The organism is Thiomonas sp. TH-17 (assembly GCF_057473305.1).
Window position 1 is genome coordinate 1 of the sequence record NZ_JBYCKI010000014.1, and the last position, 19,732, is coordinate 19,732.

Below are 19,732 nucleotides of genomic sequence, written 5' to 3' on the forward strand. Positions count from 1 at the left end.
TCATGGACGCCACCGCCCTCCACTATCTGCAACAAGCTCTGGAACCGCTCGACAGCCTGGAAATGCTGGCCGAGGCCGACGCCGCCATGGAAAACGGCGTGTTCTACATGAACCGCACCGCGCGCGAAACCATGGAGCGGTTTCACGCCACGCTCAACGGCGCGCTGCGTGGTGCCGACGTGCGCAACGCCCTGCACCACTCCATTCACCAATTCCACAAAGACCCGGAGCGCATCCGCGCCATCCTGCGACGTCTGGCCGACGGTAGCCTGGACAAGCATGTGCAGGAAATGCCCGTGGGCAAAGTGGTGTTCTCGCTGGTGTTCGTTGCGGTGCGCAACCCGGAAGGCCAGGTCATCGCCTTTCACGCCAGCTGGCGCGATGTGTCACACCTCAAAGACGTCAGCGCCGTGAGCGACCGCCTCAAGGAAGTGGTCAGCACCCTCAACAGCGCGGCCGGCGACATCGGCCAGTCCATGACCTCGGTGGATACCGCCATTGGCAATGTGGGCCGCGCCATCAACGGCAATGGCGCCGCGGTGGCGCACCTGCAAGAACAGGTCAACGCCATCAGCGCCATCGTGCGCAATATCCGCGAAATCTCTTACCAGACCAATCTGCTCGCGCTCAACGCCGCCATCGAGGCTGCTCGCGCCGGCGAGCATGGCCGCGGTTTCGCCGTGGTGGCCGACGAGGTGCGCAATCTGGCGCGCCGGGTGCAGGTCGCCACCGCCGAGGTGGAAGAAAACACCACCGCCATCGGCCAGCAGGCGCACGACATCGCCACCACCAGTGCCAGCTCGGGCAAGGAGCTCGATCTGGTGCAGTCGGTCGTGGTGCGCATGAACAACCAGGTCAGCAATATGCAGAGCAACGCCACGCGCATGATGCTGCAGTCGGCGCAGGAAGATCACAAAGACTTTGTCAATCACATCCTGGCTGAAGTCTCGAAAGACAAACAGGCCAAGCTCCCCACGGAAGTGAGCGATCACCACAACTGCCGTCTGGGCAAGTGGTACGACAGCCAGGGCCTGGCGACGTTTGGCGGCCTCTCCGCCTTCCGCGCGCTCGAAGCGCCGCATGCGCAGATTCACGCCACCGCGAAGCAACTGCTCGAAGCCGTGCACGGCGGTCAGCGCGATCAGGTGGCGCGTCTTTCCAGCTCACTCAGCGATCAGGAAGACCTGATCATCGACCGTCTGCAAGTGCTGAGCGAAGCCATCGAGAGCCAGAGCAAGGCCGGCTGAAACCAGCGCTCGCCACTCACAACCGAGACGCCAAATGGAACTCGCCACACCGGAAGCCGCAACCCGCTCTGATGGGCCGCAAGACGCATCAGCGATGCACATTGCCAACCTTCCTGCGGCACAAGCCGTCGTCGCCACACCCCCCGGTGGGTTACTGGAGCGCGTGCGCGAAGACCGCGAGCGCGTGCTGCAAGCCGTGCTCGATTTGATCAGCGGCCGCGGCGATAGCGCGCTGCGCGACATCGACCTGATCGACGCCGACGATTGGGCGCAGAAGCTCGGCGGCGTGCGGCAGATGTTGCTGCACGGCGTGGACGCGCTGCGCACCACCACGCAGTCGCTCGCGTTCGCCGAAAGCCGCACCGCCGGCTTCGATCACGACATCCACGGCCTGTCGCAGCGGGTGGGCGATATGGCGGCACGGCTGCAAAGCGCCGCACTGCAAACCCACACCGCGCAAACCCAGCTCGACGATCTACAGAGCGGCGTGGAAGCCACCCATACCTCAGTCGAGCACAGCGAAAAAGCCATCACCACCACGCTTGAAGAAGTGGCCGATGTGTCGCGTTTCATTTCCAACACCGAAACCAAGCTCACCGGCTTTGTCGATGCCGTGCGTTCGGTGGAAGCGCTGACTGCGGGCATCAGCGAAATCGCCTCGCAGACCAATCTGCTGGCGCTGAACGCCGCCATCGAAGCCGCTAGAGCCGGCGAGCATGGACGCGGCTTTGCCGTGGTCGCCGACGAGGTGCGCAACCTGGCGCGCAAGACCGCCCGCATCACCCACGAAATCGAAGACCTCACCCACAGCCTGCGCGACCAGTCGTCCGATGTCGGGGTGGATATGGCCCGCTCGGTGCAACGGGTGCAGCGCGTCGGCGCGCTGGTCACCAATACCGGCGAGACCTTGGCCGAGGTCAAATCCATGCTCGGCAAGGTTCGCACCGTCACCGCCGAGCAGACCGGGCTGATGCGCCAACTGGTCAGCGACGCCGACCGCCAGCGGCAGGATGCCGAACAGGCCGCCGCGCTGATGCAGGTGCTGGTGCAACGCTTCGAGGCCATGATGACCCTCATCCGCACCTCGCGCGAGCAGCTCAAGACCGGCGTCACCGCCGTGTCGAAATGGCCCGATACCGCCGTCACCCTGCGGGTTTCGCTGGCCATGCACTACCAGTGGATCGGCCAGCTCCTCACCGCGGCGCAGAAGCAAGAGAAGATCGATATGGATGTGTCGAATTTCCACGGCTGCTTCTTCGGCAAGTGGTACTTCGGCGCGGGGGCGGGCTACTTCGGCAGCGACGCCGGCTTTGTCGGCGTCGATTCCGTTCACCAGGACGTGCACCGCACCGGCCAGGCACTGGTCGAAGCCATCCGCACCGACAACACCGCGCGCACCACCGAGCTGGCTACCCGGCTGGAAGCCTTGAGCGACACCATCACCGACCGTCTGGAAGCGCTGATGCGCCAGATTCCCTGATTCATTCATTGCAGCCCACAGGACCCCACCATGAATTCCAACGTCTTGCAAGAAGTCGACGAGCGTTCCAACCTCGCCGGCACCAACAAATTTGAACTGCTGCTGTTTCGCCTTGGCGAAGAGCCGCAATCGTCGCGGCGCGAGCTGTTCGGCATCAACGTGTTCAAGGTGCGTGAGGCGCTGGTGATGCCGCAGGTCACCGTCATGCCCGGTGCGCCCAAGCATGTGCTGGGCGTGGCCAATATCCGCGGCCAGATCATCCCCGTCATCGATCTGCCGGCCGTGGTCGGCTGCGTCCCCAAGACCGGGCTGAACATTCTGGTGGTCACCGAGTACGAGCGCTCGGTGCAGGGCTTCGCGGTGGAAGAGGTGGAAGAAATCGTGCGGCTGGAATGGAGCAAGGTGCTGTCGGCCGAGGCCAATGCGGTCGGCGGCATGGTCACCAGCATCGCCCGGCTGGAAGACGATCAGACCACCCGGCTGGCGCTGGTGCTCGACGTGGAAAAGGTGCTGCGCGACGTCCTGCCCTCGCGCGTGCATGAGGTGAAAGACACCCACAATATGGGCCCGGCGCTGGGGCTCAAGCCCGGCGCGGTCATTCTCACGGCTGACGATTCTTTCGTGGCTCGCACGCAGATCGAGAAGGCCTTGCAGGCGTTGAACGCGCCCTTCGTCAGCACCAAAACCGGCAAGGAAGCCTGGGAGCGCCTGCAAACCCTGGCGAATGAGGCGCGTGCCGAAGGTAAGCGGGTTGAAGACAAGGTGCAGCTCGTGCTCACCGACCTGGAAATGCCCGAGATGGACGGCTTCACCCTCACCCGCCACATCAAGCAGGACGAGCGCTTCAAGAACATTCCGGTGGTCATCCACTCCTCGCTGTCGGGCTCGGCCAATGAAGACCACGCGCGCAGTGTGGGCGCCGATGCCTATGTGGCGAAGTTCGTCGCCGACGAACTGGCGCAGACCATCCGCAAGGCAATCGCCGCGCACGCCTGAACGCGCTCGTTTTTCATTCAAGCGGATTGACCGATGGATACCACGCCCACCATGTCCTCAGAAGAAACCAGCAGCACCTCCCCGGCGGAATTTCTGCAGCACTTGCTCACCCAGCGCCCGGTGGACCTGCGGCAAGCGGCGCCCCAAGGGTGCGGCGTGGGCCTGGACGAATTTCTCGCCCTGGTCACGCATCTGGTCGATACCACCACGCACAACGCCACCGGGGTGGCCTACGGCATTGCGCGCATCAGCTTCGAAGCGCGCACCGCCACGCAGCACGCGCAAAGGCATGCGAAGGAGCAGACCGAGCGCATCGGCGCCATGGGCGAAAGCCTGGAGACCTTCGTGCGCGGCATCGTCGGGGTGCAGGGCCAGACCGAGGCGTTGCGGGCCGATTCGCAAAGCATCACCCTGTTGAGCACGCGCGGTGCGCGCGAGGCGCATGAGGCCAATGCGGTGTTCGAGCAACTGGCGCAGACCACAAGCCGGAACCAGACCGAAATTCAGGCGCTCGGCAAGGGTTTTGCGCAAGTCACCGCGGTCACGCAGGTCATCAAGGACATCGCGCAAAAAACCAGCCTGCTGGCGCTCAACGCCAATATCGAAGCCGCCCGCGTGGGCGAGGCCGGGCGCGGTTTTGCCGTGGTGGCCGAAGAGATCCGCAAGCTGGCGATGAACACGCAGCAATCGGTGCAAAGCATCGCCACCTTCGCTGCAGAAGTCAGCCGCAGCCTGCAGGTGGTCACGCAATCGACCACGCAGTTCGCCAACCAGATGGACAGCGGCAAAGCATTGGCCACGGCCATGTCGGCCAATTTCCAGGACATCGCCAGCAACATCGAGGCGATGAATTCCGGCGTGAACAAGGTTTACACCCAGCTCGGTCACGAGGTGGACGCCGTGCGCGCCATTAGCGGCCAGTTTGCCGCACTGTCCAGCACGGTACAGGCCAGCGCCAACCAGACCATCGCCACCAGCGAGCGCATTGCCGATGAAGTGCAGCAGTCGCTCAACGCCAGCCAGACCTTGTTCGAGGCGGCCACGCAATTCGTCACCGCCTCGAAAACCAGCCAGGTGATGCGCGACCTCGACGCCGTTTGCAAAGAGATCGAGACCGCACTTGGCCAGGCGCTGGCCAGCGGCGCGCTCACCGAGCAGGCGCTGTGGGACGAAAAGTACGAGCCGGTGCCCGGCACCAACCCGCAGAAATTCCGCACGGCCTTCACCGAATTCGTCAAAAACCGCATCCAGCCCATCGAAGATGCCTGGCTGGGCAAGAGCGAGCAATACCGTTTTACGCTGCTGGTGGACCGCAACGGCTACGCCGCAGCGCACAACAGCGTGTTCGACCGCCCGCTGACCGGCGACTACGCCACCGACCTGGCGGGCAACCGCTCCATGCGCCTGTTCAACGACCCGGTGGGTCTGGCCGCCGCGCAAAACACCAACCCCTATCTGCTGCAGGTCTATGCCCGCGATACCGGCGAGATCATGCAGGAGCTTTCGCGCCCGGTGAACGTGGGCGGCCGTCACTGGGGTGCTGTGCGGCTGGCGTTTATTTGAAATCTGTCGTCTGATCCCCCTGCGCTTTGTCATTTTTTCCGTAGTTGCCCCTCTTTTCGCGGGCGGGGGCTCCTTGATCACCGCGCGCGTGGTGTTGTAATGCCGGGCTGTATTTACCGGCTCATCGCATGCCTCACAACACCCGTTTCCAGACCGACCGACGCCGCATCCTGATTGCAGTGCTCATCGCCAATTTGTTGCTGGCTGCGGCCATTGGCGTGGTGCTTTGGGTGAGCTGGGAGCGCAACCGCAACGGCATCGAGCAGATTCTGCAAAGCGAGGCCGCGTTCTGGGCCGACGCGATGAATCAGCGCTACGACCAGCTTCAGACCACTTGCACCGTGGCGCAGCGACAATTGCACGACAACCCCGGCTTGCTGGAGTTGCCTGCACCCTGGCTGAGCGAGATGAGCGCGCTGATGCCGTTCATCGACGGCGTTTCCCTGGTCTCGCAAACAGGCGATGTGCTGGCACTGCAACCGAGCCGTGCGGCGCCGCCGCAGGCCAGCGCCGCCTTTTCTGCCTCGCCGGGTTTTCAGCAGGCCTTGTCCGCGCCAGGCCGTATTCAGATCGGCCTGGCGCAGCCCGATCCGCTGGATACCAAGCAGCGCATCACCCCGGCCCGCTGCGCGCTGACCTTGCACAAAGGCGTATCACGTCCCGAGGTCATGCTGATTTTCGATGTGGGGCTGGAGCGGGCGCTGCAAAATCTTCAACATACTTTGTCAGGCTTCGACGGCAAAGGCCGCTGGGTGCCGGCAGTGGGCCTGCTGCGCAGTGACGGCCATCTGCTCGCGCGGCTTCCTGCGCCACTAGCGCATACCCGGGCCGCGCTGGAGAAAGCACCGGCGCGCGGGGTGCTCGCGCGCTTGATCACCGCACATCCCGAGCAGACGCATGGCACTTTTCTGGGGCCGGTGCAGTCGGTCGGCGGCGCCAGCACCCTGGGCGCCTGGCAACGCCTGGGCGCGCATTCGGTCGTCGCCTTCACCAGCCTGCCGGCCAGCGCGCTCACCGGGCTGTGGTGGCGCCAGACCTGGCCCATGCTGACAGGCTGGGCGCTGTTGCTGCTGATGCAACTGTTCGGCGGCTTGCTGATCAACCGCAGTTTGGAGCGCCAGCACCGGCTGGCCCAGATCAATGCCGCGCTGGCGCAAGCCAACCAGGTGGTGGCCGAAGCCCCGGATGAAACCACGCTGTTCCAGCGCATCTGCGATATCAGCGCAGACGCCGGAGGCATGCAACTGGCCTGGATCGGCCAGCCCGATGGCAGCGGGCAGGCCAAGGTGCTCGCCGCCGCCGGCAAGACCGCCTATCTCGACGGCTTGTCGCTCTCCATCCATGCCGATCAGACCAGCGGCCAGGGGCCTTTCGGCAGGGTCTGGCGCGGCGCTGATCCCATTTATGTGCACGACAAAACATCCGCCCAAGTGCTGGTGCCCTGGGTGGGGCGCATGAGGCAGTTCGGTCTGCGCACCATGGCCGCCCTGCCCGTGCTGCGGCAAAGCCGGCTCTACGCGGTGTTCAGCATTTACCGCGACAGCCACGCGCGCATCACCCGAGATCAGCGCAATCTGCTCGAAGAACTCGCGCGCAGTCTGGGGCGCGGGCTCGATCGTCTGCAACTGGCCGAAGCCGAACGCAAAGAGCGCGAAAGCCGCCAGCGCCAGCAGGAACTGGTGCGCGGGGTGATGGCGCAGATCGACATTTTGATCAGCGCGCGCAACGACGCCGAAGTGCTGGAGAGCGCCTGTACCCGCCTGCTCGAAACCGGCCTGTTCGCCGCGGTGTGGGTCGCCCAGCCCGATGTGCACGAGCGCGTGCACCCGCTCGCTGCCGGGGGGAATGCGCTGGACACGCTCAACGCCCAATCGCCGCCGCTGACGGTCAGATCCAACCAAACCCACGCCCTGGCCCGCGCCTGGCACACCTCGGAAGAAGCGCAAGAGACCGACCCGCACTCGCCCCTGCTGCAACCCTGGGCCGAGTACGCCCTGCCGGGCTGGCAACAGCTCGCCCTGGCCTTGCCGCTGCGCCGCAACGGCGGGCGCTGGGCGGCGCTGGTGCTGGTGCTGTTCAACGGCGACGATCTGGACGAAGGCCTGCACGGCCTGCTGCGCCGGGTGGACAAGCTGATCGAGCAGGCGCTGGGCGAAATCGACCTCAAGGCCGATCTGGAAGCCGAGCAGGCGCAGCAGCGTCACCTCGCCCGCCACGACGCCCTCACCGGCCTGCCGAACCGCCTTGCCCTCGAACACCATATGCCGCTGGCCATGGCCCGGGCACGCCGCCACAAGAATCTGCTGGCCGTCGGGGTGATGGATCTCGATGATTTCAAGCCGGTCAACGACACCTATGGCCACGCCGCGGGCGACCAGCTTCTGCGTCAACTGGGCGAGCGCCTGAAGACCGCCGTGCGCGAGACCGATCTGGTGGCGCGGCTGGGGGGCGACGAGTTCGTGCTGGTGCTCGAAGGCGTGGCGCAGGCCAGCGATCTGCCCATCGTGCTCGACCGCATTCACGGCGCCGTCGAAACGCCGTTCGACCTCGGCGACGGCGTTCTGGCCAAGGTGGGCATGAGCCTGGGCGTGACGCTTTACCCGGCCGACGAGGCGCAGGCCGAGGTGCTGCTGCGCCACGCCGATGCCGCGCTTTACGCCAGCAAGGCGCACAAGGCCGACCGCACCAGCTGGTGGCAGGTCTGGGGCGATGGCCTGGAGCAGGCCGCCGGAAAACCCGCCGACTTGCCCATTCATATCGACCCCTACGGAGAAACCGCCCGCCGTCTGCTGGGCCTGATTGGCGATCTGCTGGAGCGCAACGCCGAGACCTTCGTCGAGCGCTTCTATTCCACCCTGGGCCAGGACCCGGAATCGGCCGCGCTGCTCGCTGCCCTCTCGCCGGAAGAAGCCGTCCATTTGCGCCGCCAGCAGCATGCCCGCTTGCTGCAAATCCTGCACCCCGATTTATCGGCTGAAACCCATCAGGAACAAGCGCGGCACACGGGAGCGATTCACGCGCTGGTGGGGGTCAGCACCGGGGCGCTGGTCAACAGTTTCAGCTGGTATTTGCAAAGCCTGCACGACCTGCTGGGCGAAGCCCCGGTGCGCAGCGGCGATCGCGCCGTGCTGGCTCAGGTGAGCACTGCGCGCCTGCAGCGCGAGCTGCAGTGGCAGAGCGAAGGGGCGCAGGCGCAGCGCGAGCAATATCAGCAGATGCTGTTCGGGCTGGAGCAGATGCAGCCCGAACTGACCCAATGGGCCGATCTGGCTCACACCGTGCTCGAATCGGTCACCGCCCTGCCCGGCATGGCGGCCACGGTGATCTACAAGCCCGACGCGCAGGGGCACTTCATCCCCGAGTTCACCGCGGGCGCATTTGACGACTACTGGCAAGCGCTCGATGCGGTGGCCATGGCCAATCTCGACATCGACCCGCAAAGCCCCTTCGGGCTCACCCCGCACCCGCGCTGCTGGCGCAGCGAGCAGATCGAGACCAACGCCAGCTATGTCACCGATCCGCGCATGGCGCCCTGGCGCGCGGTGGCGCACAGCGTCGGCGTGCGCAGTTCAGCCGCCGTGCCGGTGAAAGACAACCGCGGCCGCATGCTCGCCGTCATGGGGCTGTACGGGCGTTACCCCGGGCAGTTCGAAACGCAGAGCATGCACAGCTTTCTGCGCGGCATCGAACAACTCTTCGAGCGCGGGCTTTACGGCCTGATGACCCGGCGCGAAGCCGCCCCCCTGCCCCTGCAGGACCGCCGCGCCTGGCGCCACCGCCTGTTCAGCGGCGGTCTGGAAATGCACTATCAGCCCCTGGTCGATCTGCACAGCGGACTGCCCACCGCCATGGAAGCCCTGGCCCGGTTGCGGCTCGAAGACGGGCGGCTGATCGGCCCCGGCCAGTTCCTGCCCTCCTTCGGCGCCTCCGAGCTCACCCGCCTGTTCACCCTCGGGTTGGAGCAGGCGCTGAACCAACTGGCCCAATGGGACGGCGCCGGTCAGCGCCTCGATCTGTCCATCAACCTGCCGCTCGAAGTCTTGCTCATGCCCGAATGCGCCCGCTGGGTGGCCGACGCGCTGCGCGCCCGGCACATCGCGCCTGATCGGCTGCGGCTGGAAATACTGGAAGACGCCGACTTCCAGAACGACGCCGAGCGCGACCGTGCGGTGCGCAGCCTGTCCGCCACTGGCGCGCGGCTGGTGATGGACGATCTGGGCAGCGGCTACAGCAGTCTGCTGCGGCTGCGCACCCTGCCGTTCGACACGGTGAAAATCGACCAGGGCCTGGTGCGGCAGATTCCCTCCGAAGCTGAAGCCGAGGCGGACGGCATGATCGGCTTCATCGGCGCCTTGGTTCACATGACCCAGGCGCTCGGCCTGAAAGTGGTGGTCGAAGGGCTGGAAACCCCGGCGCTGGTGGAGGTGGCTGCGCTACTGGGCGCTGATTATGGTCAGGGCTACGCCCTGGCGCGGCCGATGGCAGCCGCCGACGTGCCCGCCTGGCTGCAAACCTTCCGCTGGCTCACCCAGGCCTCGTCGCCCCAAACCCGCCTGGGCCAGCGCGCACAGCAATGGGTGCGCGAAAATGCGGAACGCAACAGGGCCGATTGAAAGCTATCCGTCATACGGGCAACTTGAGTAATGGGGCGCCTCAGAAAACAGAGTTTGAAGTCGGCCTTAACCACCGAAAATTCCGCCTTGGTTTGTACGGCATATTGCCGTATGATTGAGCCCGGAGGATAAATTCATGCCCGCTGCAATTTCTACCGCCCGTCTCGAAGCCCGAATCAGCACCGATCTGCATTCGATGCTCAAGCGTGCCGCCGAACTTCAGGGGCGCACCATGACCGATTTCGTGGTGTCCGCCGTCCAAGACGCCGCGCAGCGCGCCATCGAGCAAGCCGAAGTCATCCGTCTGTCTCTGGCCGATCAGGAATGTTTCGCGCAAGCGCTGCTGTCGCCGCCGAAACCGGCCCCAGCTTTGGAGCGCGCCTTTACCCGTCGCACCAAGCTCTTGCGCACTGAATGAGCCGCGCCTCGTTCCGGCTCGCACCGCTCGATGCCGGGCATGACCGCGCCGCGTTCAACAGTGATTCCGAGCCGCTGAATCGCTACCTGCGAGAGCAAGTCAACCAGGACATACGCCGTCGTGTAGCCGCCTGTTTCGTGGCCTTGGCGGACGGGCCGCGTATCGCGGGCTACTACACCTTGGCATCGGCAAGCCTGCTGCTGGCCGATCTTCCGGCCAGCACCGGCAAGAGGCTGCCGCGCTATCCGACCGTGCCCGCCGTTCGTATGGGCCGCTTGGCGGTTGATCAGGCATTCAAGGGGCAAGGTCTTGGCGGTGCGCTATTGGCTGACGCGCTCGACCGTGCCGCCCGTTCGGAGATTGCCGCCTTTGCCCTGATAGTGGACGCCAAAGGCGAGGCGGCAGCGGCTTTCTACCGGCATCACGGCTTCATGGCCTTGCCGGACTCGCCACTTACCCTGTTCCTGCCGCTGTCGGCCGTCCAGCGCTTTTGAAACGCGCCTCCGGCGTACTTTGCATTGCATTTTCTGGGGCGCCCCCAGCGAGGCCGAGAAACTTATCCCCGCAGTGCGAAGAATCGCAGCGCGCTCTTGGGCAGGCTGCCTCCGGCCTTGGCGCCATCGCAGGGGACGGCGAATTCCACGCGTTTGCGCCCCGCCTGCTTGGCCTGCATCAGCGCAGCGTCCACGCGCTGATAGATCGCGGCGAAGTCTTCGCCCGCGCACAGTTCGGCCACCCCGGCGCTGAAACTCAGGGGAATGCGCCGCCCCGTACTGTCCTGCACCAGGGTCTGATCGCTGAACGCAAGCAGAAGCCGCTGCACGACGACGAGCGACTGCTGCACCGGCGTGTCGGGCAGGATGAGCATGAATTCCTCGCCCCCCATGCGCGCCACGCGGTCGTTCGGCCGGATCAGCCGTTTGGCCAGCGCCACCAGCGCCTTGAGCACGGCGTCGCCGGTATCGTGGCCGTGGGTGTCGTTCACCAATTTGAAGTGATCGAGATCGAGCAGCGCCAGGGTGAGGGGCTGGCCCTGGCGCACCATGCGCGACTGCATGCGAACGAATTCCGCATCCAGCCCGCGGCGGTTGAGCGCGCCGGTGAGCGGGTCTTCCTGCAATTGCTGGCTGACCTGCTCCAGCTCGCCTTCGAGCGAGCGGATGCGCTCTTGCGCCGCCTGCGCCTGGCGCTGCGCCTCGGCCAGATGCACGCCGAGCTCGCCGCTGCGCTGCTGCATAGTGCGGCTGTCGTCGAGCACGTCCTGCACCAGCTCGCGGATTTCGTCCCACTCGCGGCTGCTCTGCAATTGCTCCAGCCGGGCTTCCATGCGCTGGTTGTATTCGCCGCCCTCGGCGGCGTAGTCGCCCAGCTTGCGCACCAGCAGATCGATCAGCGCCTTGGCGGTGTGGTGCGCGTCGTCTTCGCTCTTGCGCAGCACACTGTGACGCACCAGTAGATCGCGCACGGCGTTTTGCGCCGATTCGATGCTTTCGGGGGCGAGCGGCGTCTGCAATTGTTCGCGGATCGCCGTGGCCTGCACGCCCACCCAGGCCTGCGGCACCAGATCGCCGAGATGATCGAGCAACAGCCGCGCCAGTTCGGTCAGACCGTTGCGCACCGCGTCTTCGGTGGTTTGCTCGCGGTCGATGGCCAGCCAGACTTCGCGCGCCTGCGTGCCCAGGTCAGCCGCCTGTTTGGAGTTTTCTGCCGCCGCCATCAACTCGCGCAGCAGGCGCCGCGCGGTGTCGTGTGCGCAAAACGGGCGCACGCCAAATTTGAGGGTTTGCAGCCAAAGCTCGCGCCACTCGCCGCCTTCACGGTTCGCAGCGTCGTCACGGGTTTCAATGGGGGTGGACGCGCTTTGACTGCCGCTGCGCGCGGGCAGTGCACTCCAGCGCTCTAACAGTTGCTCCAACTCGCGCCACTGGGCCTGCGCTGAAGGCAAGGCGGCGAGACGGTCGAGCTGCTGGCGTTTTTGCAACTGCGACAACCCGCTTTGCGAGCGCTCCCATTGCTCAAGCAGCCGGGGCAGCGCACGAGTCCAATCGGGGCATTCCGGCGACGGCTCTTCGGTGGAAACCGCTGCGCCATTCTGCAGTCCTTCAAAAACGCGGCGGTAATTGTCCGGTGTGGGCTGCAGCTTGAGTTCGAGCAAGCGCTTGAGGGTGGCGCGCGCCTGGTCGGAAATGGTGGCCATGTGAATCAGTGTGAATGTGGTTTGAATTGAACCCAGATTGTCCATTAGGCGGGGCTTTGCCCCTACACGGGCGCTCACAGGCGGGTTGAATCGTATTGCAGCCGGGTCAAGACAAATGTAAAGCCGGTGAGTCTTTCTGCTCGCCGCCCGCTTCCAGCCGCCAGAGCCAGGCGAGCAACTCCGCCACGGCGGTGTAGAGCGCCGGGGGAATTTGAGTATCGAGATCGACCGCCATGAGTAGCTGCACCAACTGTGGCGACTCGTGGACATACACTCCCGCCTCCTTCGCCCGGTTGATGATGGCTTCAGCCACCAGACCCTGCCCCTTGGCGACGACTTCCGGCGCGCCCGCGGCATCGGCGTCATAACGCAGGGCGACGGCCTGCCGCAGTTCAGCGCGCTGCGGCGGCTTGGTTGGCTGCTCGGCACTCAAGTCTGCTCTCCAGCGGAAAAGAGGCCAAGCTGCACGCCACCGATCTCCAGCCCGGCTGACTGCAACGCCGCGCGCAATTGGGGCAGCGCCGCGTCGATGCGCTCCTGCGCCTGCGGGCCGCGCCGCAGCAGCAGATCGACGCGGCTGCCGTTGAGCTGCAGACGCGCCTGCACCTGACCCAGCTGCGGCAGTTCAAGTTCGACCTGGGTGCTCCATGAGCGCTCGGCGGCCGCACCCTGCCGACGGCTGCTGTCTTCGGGGTCGGGCCGCAGGCTCCAGCGCGCCGTTTGGCCGGGCCATAACAGCCCTTCCCAGACGATCTGCCCTTGCATCAGCGTCTGCAACTGCTGCTGCACCACGCCATGCAATTCAGCGGGCAGGCGCGCGGCCAATGCGGCCGGATCGCTCGCCGCCTGCGGCCCCGCCTGGACGGTCTGGTAAGCCACCAGGGCCGCATGGCGCGGGGCCGATGCAGTCTGCGTGAAAGGCGTTGTCGCGGGCGCTGCACTGGGCTGGGCGCCATGCCCCGCCTGGGCGGTAGATTCAGAAGATGGGGGAGGCGTTGCCGTGGCGTTTTGCAGCAAGGGCGAGAGCTTGCCCTGCGGCTGCGTCAGCAAGGTCGAAAGAGGCTGCTGCCCCTGCGCCCAGGCGCCCAGATGGCTTTCGTAAAACAGGCCGCTGTTGCTCAGCGCGCCGGTCAGCAGTTGCGCGGCCTGCTGGGGCGGCTGGGCCGGGTTGGACCAGACCGGCGCGGCTGCAGCCGTCGCGGCGCGGGCATCTGCCCCCTGAATGCCGGCATTCGCGCTGGCGCCCGCGGCGGCATTCGCGGCAGACGCGCTGGCAGACGCCTGCATTTGTTGCAGCAGACCGAGCAACTGCCCCGGGCCGGACAACTGCGACTGGGCGGCTGCCTGCGCCGCCTGCTGCGGCGCGAGCAGAAATTGCGGCTGGCCGCCCTGCGATCCCAGGTAAATCAGCGGCAGGCGCGCGCCGACCTGGGGCGCGGCTCCGGGCAGAGTGGCGTTCACCAGGGCGTTGCCCAGCCGCAGCAAAACCTGCGTTTGCGCCCGCCCATCCGCCGCCGCTGTCGCCAGGTTGGCCGCAGCGGGCGTGCCGGTCTGCACCTGAACCACCTCGGCCTCGAACGCGGTGCCCGGAGCGGCGGCGAAGGCCGTCGGTTCGGCCCGGGCAGCGCCCGTCCCCCCGGCGGGCATGACCGACGGAACGCCGCCGAGGATTTGCGCCGGGCTCATTTAGTGTCAGACAGTGTCAGACCGGCTCTTGGCGCAGGCTGATGATGAGCTCTGCCTCGGCCTCGCTCAGGCCGCAACGTTCGGCAATCTCGCGCACAGGCATGCCCTGGCGGGCCAGGGCGCGCACCTGCGCGCCCACGGCGTCGGTAGAAGTCGCGGCGGCGGGTTCGTGGAGCACGGGCAGGTCGGTGGGCTCGGCGGGGCTGGGCGCAGCAGCTGGCGGCGGTTCGGAGGGCGGCGAGGGAGTGGTTGGAGGAACGACGGCTTCTGGGCGCGGCGTCAGGGTGAACAGCGCCGAAGGCGGCGGGGTGGCGGCATCGCGCTCCTGCTCCAAGGTCTGCACGCGCAGCTGCAGGCTATGAACCTCATCGCGCGTTGCCGCCAGCAGGTCGAGCATGCGCTTGAGGGTGAAGGTCAGTGCAATCTGCAGCGCCACGATCAGCGCGGCGAAAACGAGAAGGATGAGGGTCATGGCGGCGCGAGGATCGGAGAAAGGTAGGTCAGGCGCGGTCGTCGATATGCCGGCCCCGAGTGGCGTCGGGATCGGGCGCCTGGGTCGGGGCGGCGTCTGGCGCGGCAGGGCGCGCCGAGCCCGAGGGGGAACGACTGGCGGACGGCTGGCGATCAGGGGAATCGCGCCGCCCCCGCCCGCCGCCATCGGGCAGGCGCGAGACCGGGTCGTAGGGGCTCACCGGGTTGATCGTCGCATCGTCCATCTTCACCTCCTGCCAGACTGTGCCGGATGCAGATCAAGTCTGCAGACTTCAGTGTGCAAAGTAACTCTGCAGCCGACCTTCGATGATGCGGGGATTTTCGCCCTCGGCGATGGCCACCAGGCCGTCCACCTGCATCTCCTGCAATTTGGCGCGATTGTGCACGATGCTCTTGAGCTTGTTGGCCACCGGCAGGAAAAACAGGTTGGCCGCGCCCACGCCATACACCGTGGCGACGAAGGCCACGGCAATGCCGCCGCCGAGCTTGCTGGGGTCGGCCAGGTTTTCCATCACGTGAATCAGGCCGAGCACGGCGCCCAGAATGCCGACGGTGGGGGAATAGCCGCCCGACGATTCATACACCTTGGCGGCCTGCGTATCGTGATGCTCGACGGCGCCGATTTCCTGCTCGAGTGTGGAGCGGATTTTTTCGGGATCGGTGCCGTCCACCAGCATCTGCAGCCCTTTCTTCACGAACGGATCGGGCACCGACTCGACCACGGCTTCGAGTGCGAGCAGACCGTTTTTACGCGCGGTGTCGCTCCATTCCAGAATCTGCTTGATCGTCTCCTGCGGGTCGCCTTTGGGCGGCAGCACCATCCAGGGCAACATCTTGAGCGAACGAATGAACACCTTGAGCGGAAATTGCAGCATGACGGCGCCCGTGGTGCCGCCCATCACGATGAGAAAGGCCGTTCCCTGGATGATGGAGCTGATGTGCCCGCCTTCGAGCATCTGCCCCAGCAAGATGGAACCGAGCGCGACCACGACGCCGACTATGGTCAAAATATCCATGAAAAATCCCCGTCCCTGTTTTGTTATGGCGCAGCGCGGCGGCCCGCACCGCTGGCTGAATGCTGATGCGCCTGCAGCCGCGCGCGCAGTCGCATGACCGCCTGCTTCATGAGCTGGCTGACCCGCGATTCGCTCACTTCGAGCACGCGGCCGATGTCTTTGAGCTGCAGGTCTTCCTGGTAATACAACGACAGCACCAGCTTCTCGCGCTCGGGCAGATCGGCAATGGCGGCCTGCAGATCGCGTTCGAGCTCGGCGTCCTGCAACAGCTCTTCGGGCAGCAGGCTGGCTTCGTCGGCCTTGCGGTCGGCGTAATCGCCGCCGTCGTCGTGCGTGAGATCTTCGAGGTAGACCAGTTGCATGCTGGTCTCGGCCAGCGCGTCGTAATACTCGGCCAGTTCCCAGCCCAGATGCGCAGCGAGTTCGCCGTCTTCCGGATGGCGCCCCAGGCGCTGCGTGAGCAATTGCTCGGCGCGCTCGATCTGGCGCTCTTTGGCGCGGCTGCGGCGCGGCAGCCAGTCGAGCTTGCGCAGTTCGTCATAAATCGCGCCGCGGATGCGAATGGCCGCGTAGGTGGCGAACTGCGCCGGCGACTGCATTTCGCCGCGGTCGAGCGCGTCCCACAGGCCGATCATGCCCGCCTGTTCCAGATCGGAGAAATCGACCGAGGCCGGCAGTTGCGCCGCCATCTGGCCCGCAATGCGCCGCACCATGGGCAGGTGCTTGCTCAGGCGCTCCTCGCGGGTTTCGGGGGCGGGATAGAGGCCGGGTTTCATCCGATCGGGAGCCGCGTCTACGGAGCTGCGCGCCCTCAGGCGGCCTGCTCTGCCCGCAGCCACTGCTGCATGAAGAATTCGATGCGACCGCTCGGTCCGTGTGGCAGCGGCCAGTTTTTCACCCGTGAGGCCAGCGCGGCAAAGGCGACGGCGGACGCGCTCTGCGGTGCGGACTCGACCACGGCGCGCTGGCTGCGCACTGCCGCGCGCAGCGACGCGTCCAGCGGAATGCTGCCGACCAGATCGAGCGACACGTCGAGGTAGCGATCAGCCACGCCGGTGATCTTGGCGAACAGCGCCTGCCCCTCGCGCGCATCGCGCACCATGTTCGGCAGCAGGTGAAAGCGTTTGAGGCCGTATTGCTTGCTCAGCACCTTGATAAGCGCGTAAGCATCGGCCACCGAGGCGGGCTCGTTGTTCAGCACCACGATGAGGTCTTGCGCGGCGCGGCTGAAAGTGAGCACGTCGCCCGCGATGCCCGCGGCGCAATCGACCAGCAGATAGTCGAGCGGAATGTCGAGCGTGCTCACCGCATCGATCAACCGCGACTGGGTGGCGACGTCGAGCGACGCCATACCGGCCACGCCGCTGGAGGCGGGCAGCACCAGAATGTCTTGCGGGCCGCGCACCAGCACGTCGCTGAGCTGCTTCTCGCCCGACAGCACATGGCTGATGTTGTAGCGCGGCGTGAGGCCCAGCAGGATGTCGATATTGCCCAGACCCAGGTCGGCATCGAACACCATCACGCGCTGGCCGCTGCGCGCCAGGGTGATGGCCAGATTGGCGACCACATTGGTCTTGCCCACCCCGCCCTTGCCGCTGGCGACGGTGATGACCTTGGTCGGGGGGCGCTGCAGGCGGCGTAGTCCTTCGGCTTGATCCATGATGGCGTCTTTCTGTCGGGTCAAGCGGAGCGGGCGGTTATCGCACCAACAGCGGCGGCGGATAGCGGAGCAGGGGCGGAGTCGAAACGGGTCACGGGGTCGTGTTCCAGCAAAGCCGTGATCTTAGCCAGCGACGGCACATGAAGGTCTTCCGGCACGCGCTGACCGTCGGTGTAGAACCAGAGCGGCACGCTGCTTTCCACCAGCCATTGCAGCGCGGCGCCGAAGCTCGGACTCTCGTCGAGCTTGGTGAGAATGGCCGCCGCCACGGGCAGACGGCGGTACAGCGACCACAGCTCGGCATAGGCCGAAGGCGCCAGCCCGGCGCCCACCACCAGCAGGCGGGTGACGCTTTCGCCCAGCGCCTGCAGCCATTGCATCTGCTCGGCCATCCGCGCGTCGCGCGGGCTCAGGCCGATGCTGTCGATCAGCACATAGCGCCGGTCGGCGAAGTCGCGCAGGTGCTGCTGCAACTCCTCGCCGTCGCGCGCCACCGCCACGGGCACGCCCAGAATGCGGCCGTAGATCTTGAGTTGTTCCACGCCGCCAATGCGGTAGGTGTCGGTGGTGATCAGCGCAACCGCCCCGGTGCCGTGGCGCAGCACCAGGCGCGCGGCGAGCTTGGCGATGGTGGTGGTTTTTCCAGCGCCCGTCGGCCCCACCAGGGCATAGATGCCGGCCGCCGACACCGGGTCGGCCGCCACCTGCAAGCCCTTGCCGAGATACGCGGCCAGCGCGCCGCGCAGGTTCAGCGCCTGGCTGCCCAACTGCCGCGCCCGCGCGGTGGAAAAGCCCAAGGCCTGCAACTGCTCGCCCACGGGGGTGAGCGGCCCGGCGTCGGCCAGACCTGACATCTGCGATTGCATCCATTGCCGCAGATCCTGCAATTCGTGGCGCATGGCGCCAAGTTCGTCCTTCGGCTCGGGACGCGCTGCCGAGTGCGCCGAGCGAGGCGGTGCGCCGGATGTTGCCTGCGAAGGGCGTATCGCGCCCAGCACCGCAGCATCCTTTTCTTCCAGCGAAATGGAGGTCGGCGCAGAAGCTGGCTCGGCTGCGCGCGGCGGCGCGGCCGGTACAACTCGCGCCACGGCGGGCAGAGGCAAATCCGTTGGCTGCGGCGACGGCCTGGGCATCTGCTCGACGACGGTCCGGGGCTGCGCCGTGGTCGGCATGGGCGTCGATGCAGGCGCAGTTTCCATGACCGGCGGCTGGGAAACGGACGCCGCCGCCGCATCGGGCTCATGCTCTTCCGACGGAAACCGGCTGGCATCGAAGTCGACCGCCGCCATTAATTCGACACCGCCGACGATTTCCCGATTCGACAGGATCACCGCATCGGCGCCGAGATCGTTGCGGATGCGGGTGAGCACCTCGCGGGTATTCGTTCCGGTATAGCGTTTGATTTTCACGATTCAGACTCCAGCATTTACGCCCCCAGCGTGGCGGTGACCTTGACCTGTTTCTGGTCGGGAATTTCAGCATAGGACAGCACCCGCAGCCGCGGCGCGCTGCGCGCCAGCAGCCGGGCCAGAAACTGCCGCAGCGGCGCGCTCACCAACAGCACGCCGGTCGCGCCCTGCGCTTCCATACGCTGCATCAAATCGCGCGCCTTGTCCATCAGGCGCTGCGCCAGCCCGGGTTCGACCGAGGCCTGCTGCGGGTCGGCGCGCAGGCTGGAAAGCAGAATCTGTTCCAGCTGGCCGTCGAGCACCGCGGCAGAGAGTTCCTGCCCATTGGGCGACAGACTTTGCACGATGTAGGCGCCCAGCGCCAGCCGCACACGGGCGGTGAGCTCGTCGGTGTCGTTCACCTGCGCGGCATGCTCGGCCAGCACTTCGGCAATGGTTCGCATGTCGCGGATGGGCACGCCCTCGGTCAGCAGGTTCTGCAGCACCTTGCGCAGCCGGTCGGCGGAAATGAGTTTGGGCACCAGATCTTCAACCAGTTTGGGCGACCGCTTGGACAGATGCGCCAGCAGCCCTTCGACTTCTTCGCGCCCGAGCAGTTCGGCCGCATGGGTTTGCAGCAGGTGGTGCAAATGGGTGGCCAACACCGTGCTGGGATCGACCACGGTATAGCCCAGCGCCTGCGCACGGTCGCGCTGCTCTTTGTTGATCCACACCGCGGGCAGGCCGAAGGCCGGGTCTTTGGTGGGCGTGCCCTGCAGATCGCCCATCACCTGCCCGGGGTTGATGGCCATGAGCAGATCGGGGAAGATTTCGCCGCTGCCCACGTCCACCCCCTTGAGGGCGATGCGATAGCCGCCGGGCCGCAATTCGAGGTTGTCGCGGATGTGCACCGAGGCGACGAGGAAGCCCATCTCCTGCGCGAATTTTTTGCGCACGCCACGGATGCGCCCGAGCA

17 protein-coding genes and 1 pseudogene are annotated in these 19,732 nt (G+C 66.0%); 8 read left to right on the forward strand and 10 right to left on the reverse strand.

Annotation, left to right across the window (positions count from 1 at the left end; translation table 11 throughout):
* Positions 1-476 precede the first annotated feature (476 nt).
* The 8 genes and pseudogenes from AC2VLV_RS01020 to AC2VLV_RS01055 form a co-directional block, all read left to right on the forward strand.
* Positions 477-821 (forward strand): annotated as a pseudogene (locus AC2VLV_RS01020) (methyl-accepting chemotaxis protein); the annotation flags it as partial.
* 66 nt (positions 822-887) lie between these two features.
* Positions 888-1,247, forward strand: coding sequence for a CZB domain-containing protein (locus AC2VLV_RS01025; protein WP_486988250.1), 360 nt, complete (start codon positions 888-890; stop codon positions 1,245-1,247).
* Between the two features lie 34 nt (positions 1,248-1,281).
* Positions 1,282-2,727 carry a methyl-accepting chemotaxis protein gene (locus tag AC2VLV_RS01030; protein ID WP_486988235.1) on the forward strand — a complete coding sequence of 482 codons (1,446 nt, stop codon included), beginning with the start codon at positions 1,282-1,284 and terminating at the stop codon, positions 2,725-2,727.
* 30 nt (positions 2,728-2,757) lie between these two features.
* Positions 2,758-3,723: a chemotaxis protein gene (locus AC2VLV_RS01035; RefSeq protein WP_486988236.1), complete on the forward strand. Its 966-nt coding sequence runs from the start codon at positions 2,758-2,760 to the stop codon at positions 3,721-3,723.
* 51 nt (positions 3,724-3,774) lie between these two features.
* Positions 3,775-5,286, forward strand: coding sequence for a methyl-accepting chemotaxis protein (locus tag AC2VLV_RS01040; RefSeq protein WP_486988237.1), 1,512 nt, complete (start codon positions 3,775-3,777; stop codon positions 5,284-5,286).
* Positions 5,287-5,414: 128 nt separating this feature from the next.
* Positions 5,415-9,899, forward strand: a complete 4,485-nt coding sequence (locus tag AC2VLV_RS01045) for an EAL domain-containing protein (RefSeq protein ID WP_486988238.1) — start codon at positions 5,415-5,417, stop codon at positions 9,897-9,899.
* 136 nt (positions 9,900-10,035) lie between these two features.
* The gene (locus AC2VLV_RS01050; RefSeq protein WP_486988239.1) at positions 10,036-10,317 is read left to right on the forward strand and encodes a type II toxin-antitoxin system TacA family antitoxin; all 282 of its coding nucleotides are present in this window, start codon (positions 10,036-10,038) and stop codon (positions 10,315-10,317) included.
* On the forward strand, positions 10,314-10,811 hold the full coding sequence (locus tag AC2VLV_RS01055) for a GNAT family N-acetyltransferase (protein WP_486988240.1): 498 nt from the start codon (positions 10,314-10,316) through the stop codon (positions 10,809-10,811). The genes AC2VLV_RS01050 and AC2VLV_RS01055 overlap by 4 nt, the downstream gene beginning before the upstream one ends.
* A gap of 62 nt (positions 10,812-10,873) precedes the next feature.
* Here the strand turns inward: AC2VLV_RS01055 and AC2VLV_RS01060 are convergent, their stop codons facing one another.
* The 10 genes from AC2VLV_RS01060 to AC2VLV_RS01105 all read right to left on the reverse strand — a co-directional run.
* Positions 10,874-12,514: a GGDEF domain-containing protein gene (locus AC2VLV_RS01060; RefSeq protein ID WP_486988241.1), complete on the reverse strand. Its 1,641-nt coding sequence runs from the start codon at positions 12,512-12,514 to the stop codon at positions 10,874-10,876.
* A 106-nt stretch (positions 12,515-12,620) separates the two neighbouring features.
* Positions 12,621-12,947: an EscU/YscU/HrcU family type III secretion system export apparatus switch protein gene (locus tag AC2VLV_RS01065; RefSeq protein WP_486988242.1), complete on the reverse strand. Its 327-nt coding sequence runs from the start codon at positions 12,945-12,947 to the stop codon at positions 12,621-12,623.
* Positions 12,944-14,200 (reverse strand): flagellar hook-length control protein FliK, encoded by a 1,257-nt coding sequence (fliK, locus tag AC2VLV_RS01070; RefSeq protein ID WP_486988243.1) that lies wholly within the window; start codon positions 14,198-14,200, stop codon positions 12,944-12,946. The genes AC2VLV_RS01065 and fliK overlap by 4 nt, the downstream gene beginning before the upstream one ends.
* A 16-nt stretch (positions 14,201-14,216) precedes the next feature.
* Entirely contained in the window at positions 14,217-14,672 is a 456-nt protein-coding gene (locus AC2VLV_RS01075) for a DUF2802 domain-containing protein (protein ID WP_486988244.1), read from the reverse strand.
* A 28-nt stretch (positions 14,673-14,700) separates the two neighbouring features.
* Positions 14,701-14,916 carry a hypothetical protein gene (locus AC2VLV_RS01080; protein ID WP_486988245.1) on the reverse strand — a complete coding sequence of 72 codons (216 nt, stop codon included), beginning with the start codon at positions 14,914-14,916 and terminating at the stop codon, positions 14,701-14,703.
* 48 nt (positions 14,917-14,964) lie between these two features.
* Positions 14,965-15,708, reverse strand: a complete 744-nt coding sequence (locus AC2VLV_RS01085; protein WP_486988246.1) for a flagellar motor protein — start codon at positions 15,706-15,708, stop codon at positions 14,965-14,967.
* 23 nt (positions 15,709-15,731) lie between these two features.
* The gene (locus AC2VLV_RS01090) at positions 15,732-16,484 is read right to left on the reverse strand and encodes a FliA/WhiG family RNA polymerase sigma factor (protein WP_276706548.1); all 753 of its coding nucleotides are present in this window, start codon (positions 16,482-16,484) and stop codon (positions 15,732-15,734) included.
* A gap of 35 nt (positions 16,485-16,519) precedes the next feature.
* Complete coding sequence (locus AC2VLV_RS01095) at positions 16,520-17,368, reverse strand: MinD/ParA family protein (RefSeq protein ID WP_486988247.1); 849 nt, start codon at positions 17,366-17,368, stop codon at positions 16,520-16,522.
* A 20-nt stretch (positions 17,369-17,388) separates the two neighbouring features.
* Entirely contained in the window at positions 17,389-18,777 is a 1,389-nt protein-coding gene (flhF, locus tag AC2VLV_RS01100) for a flagellar biosynthesis GTPase FlhF (RefSeq protein WP_486988248.1), read from the reverse strand.
* A 17-nt stretch (positions 18,778-18,794) separates the two neighbouring features.
* The coding region (locus AC2VLV_RS01105) for an FHIPEP family type III secretion protein (RefSeq protein ID WP_486988249.1) at positions 18,795-19,732 on the reverse strand (938 nt) is incomplete at its 5' end.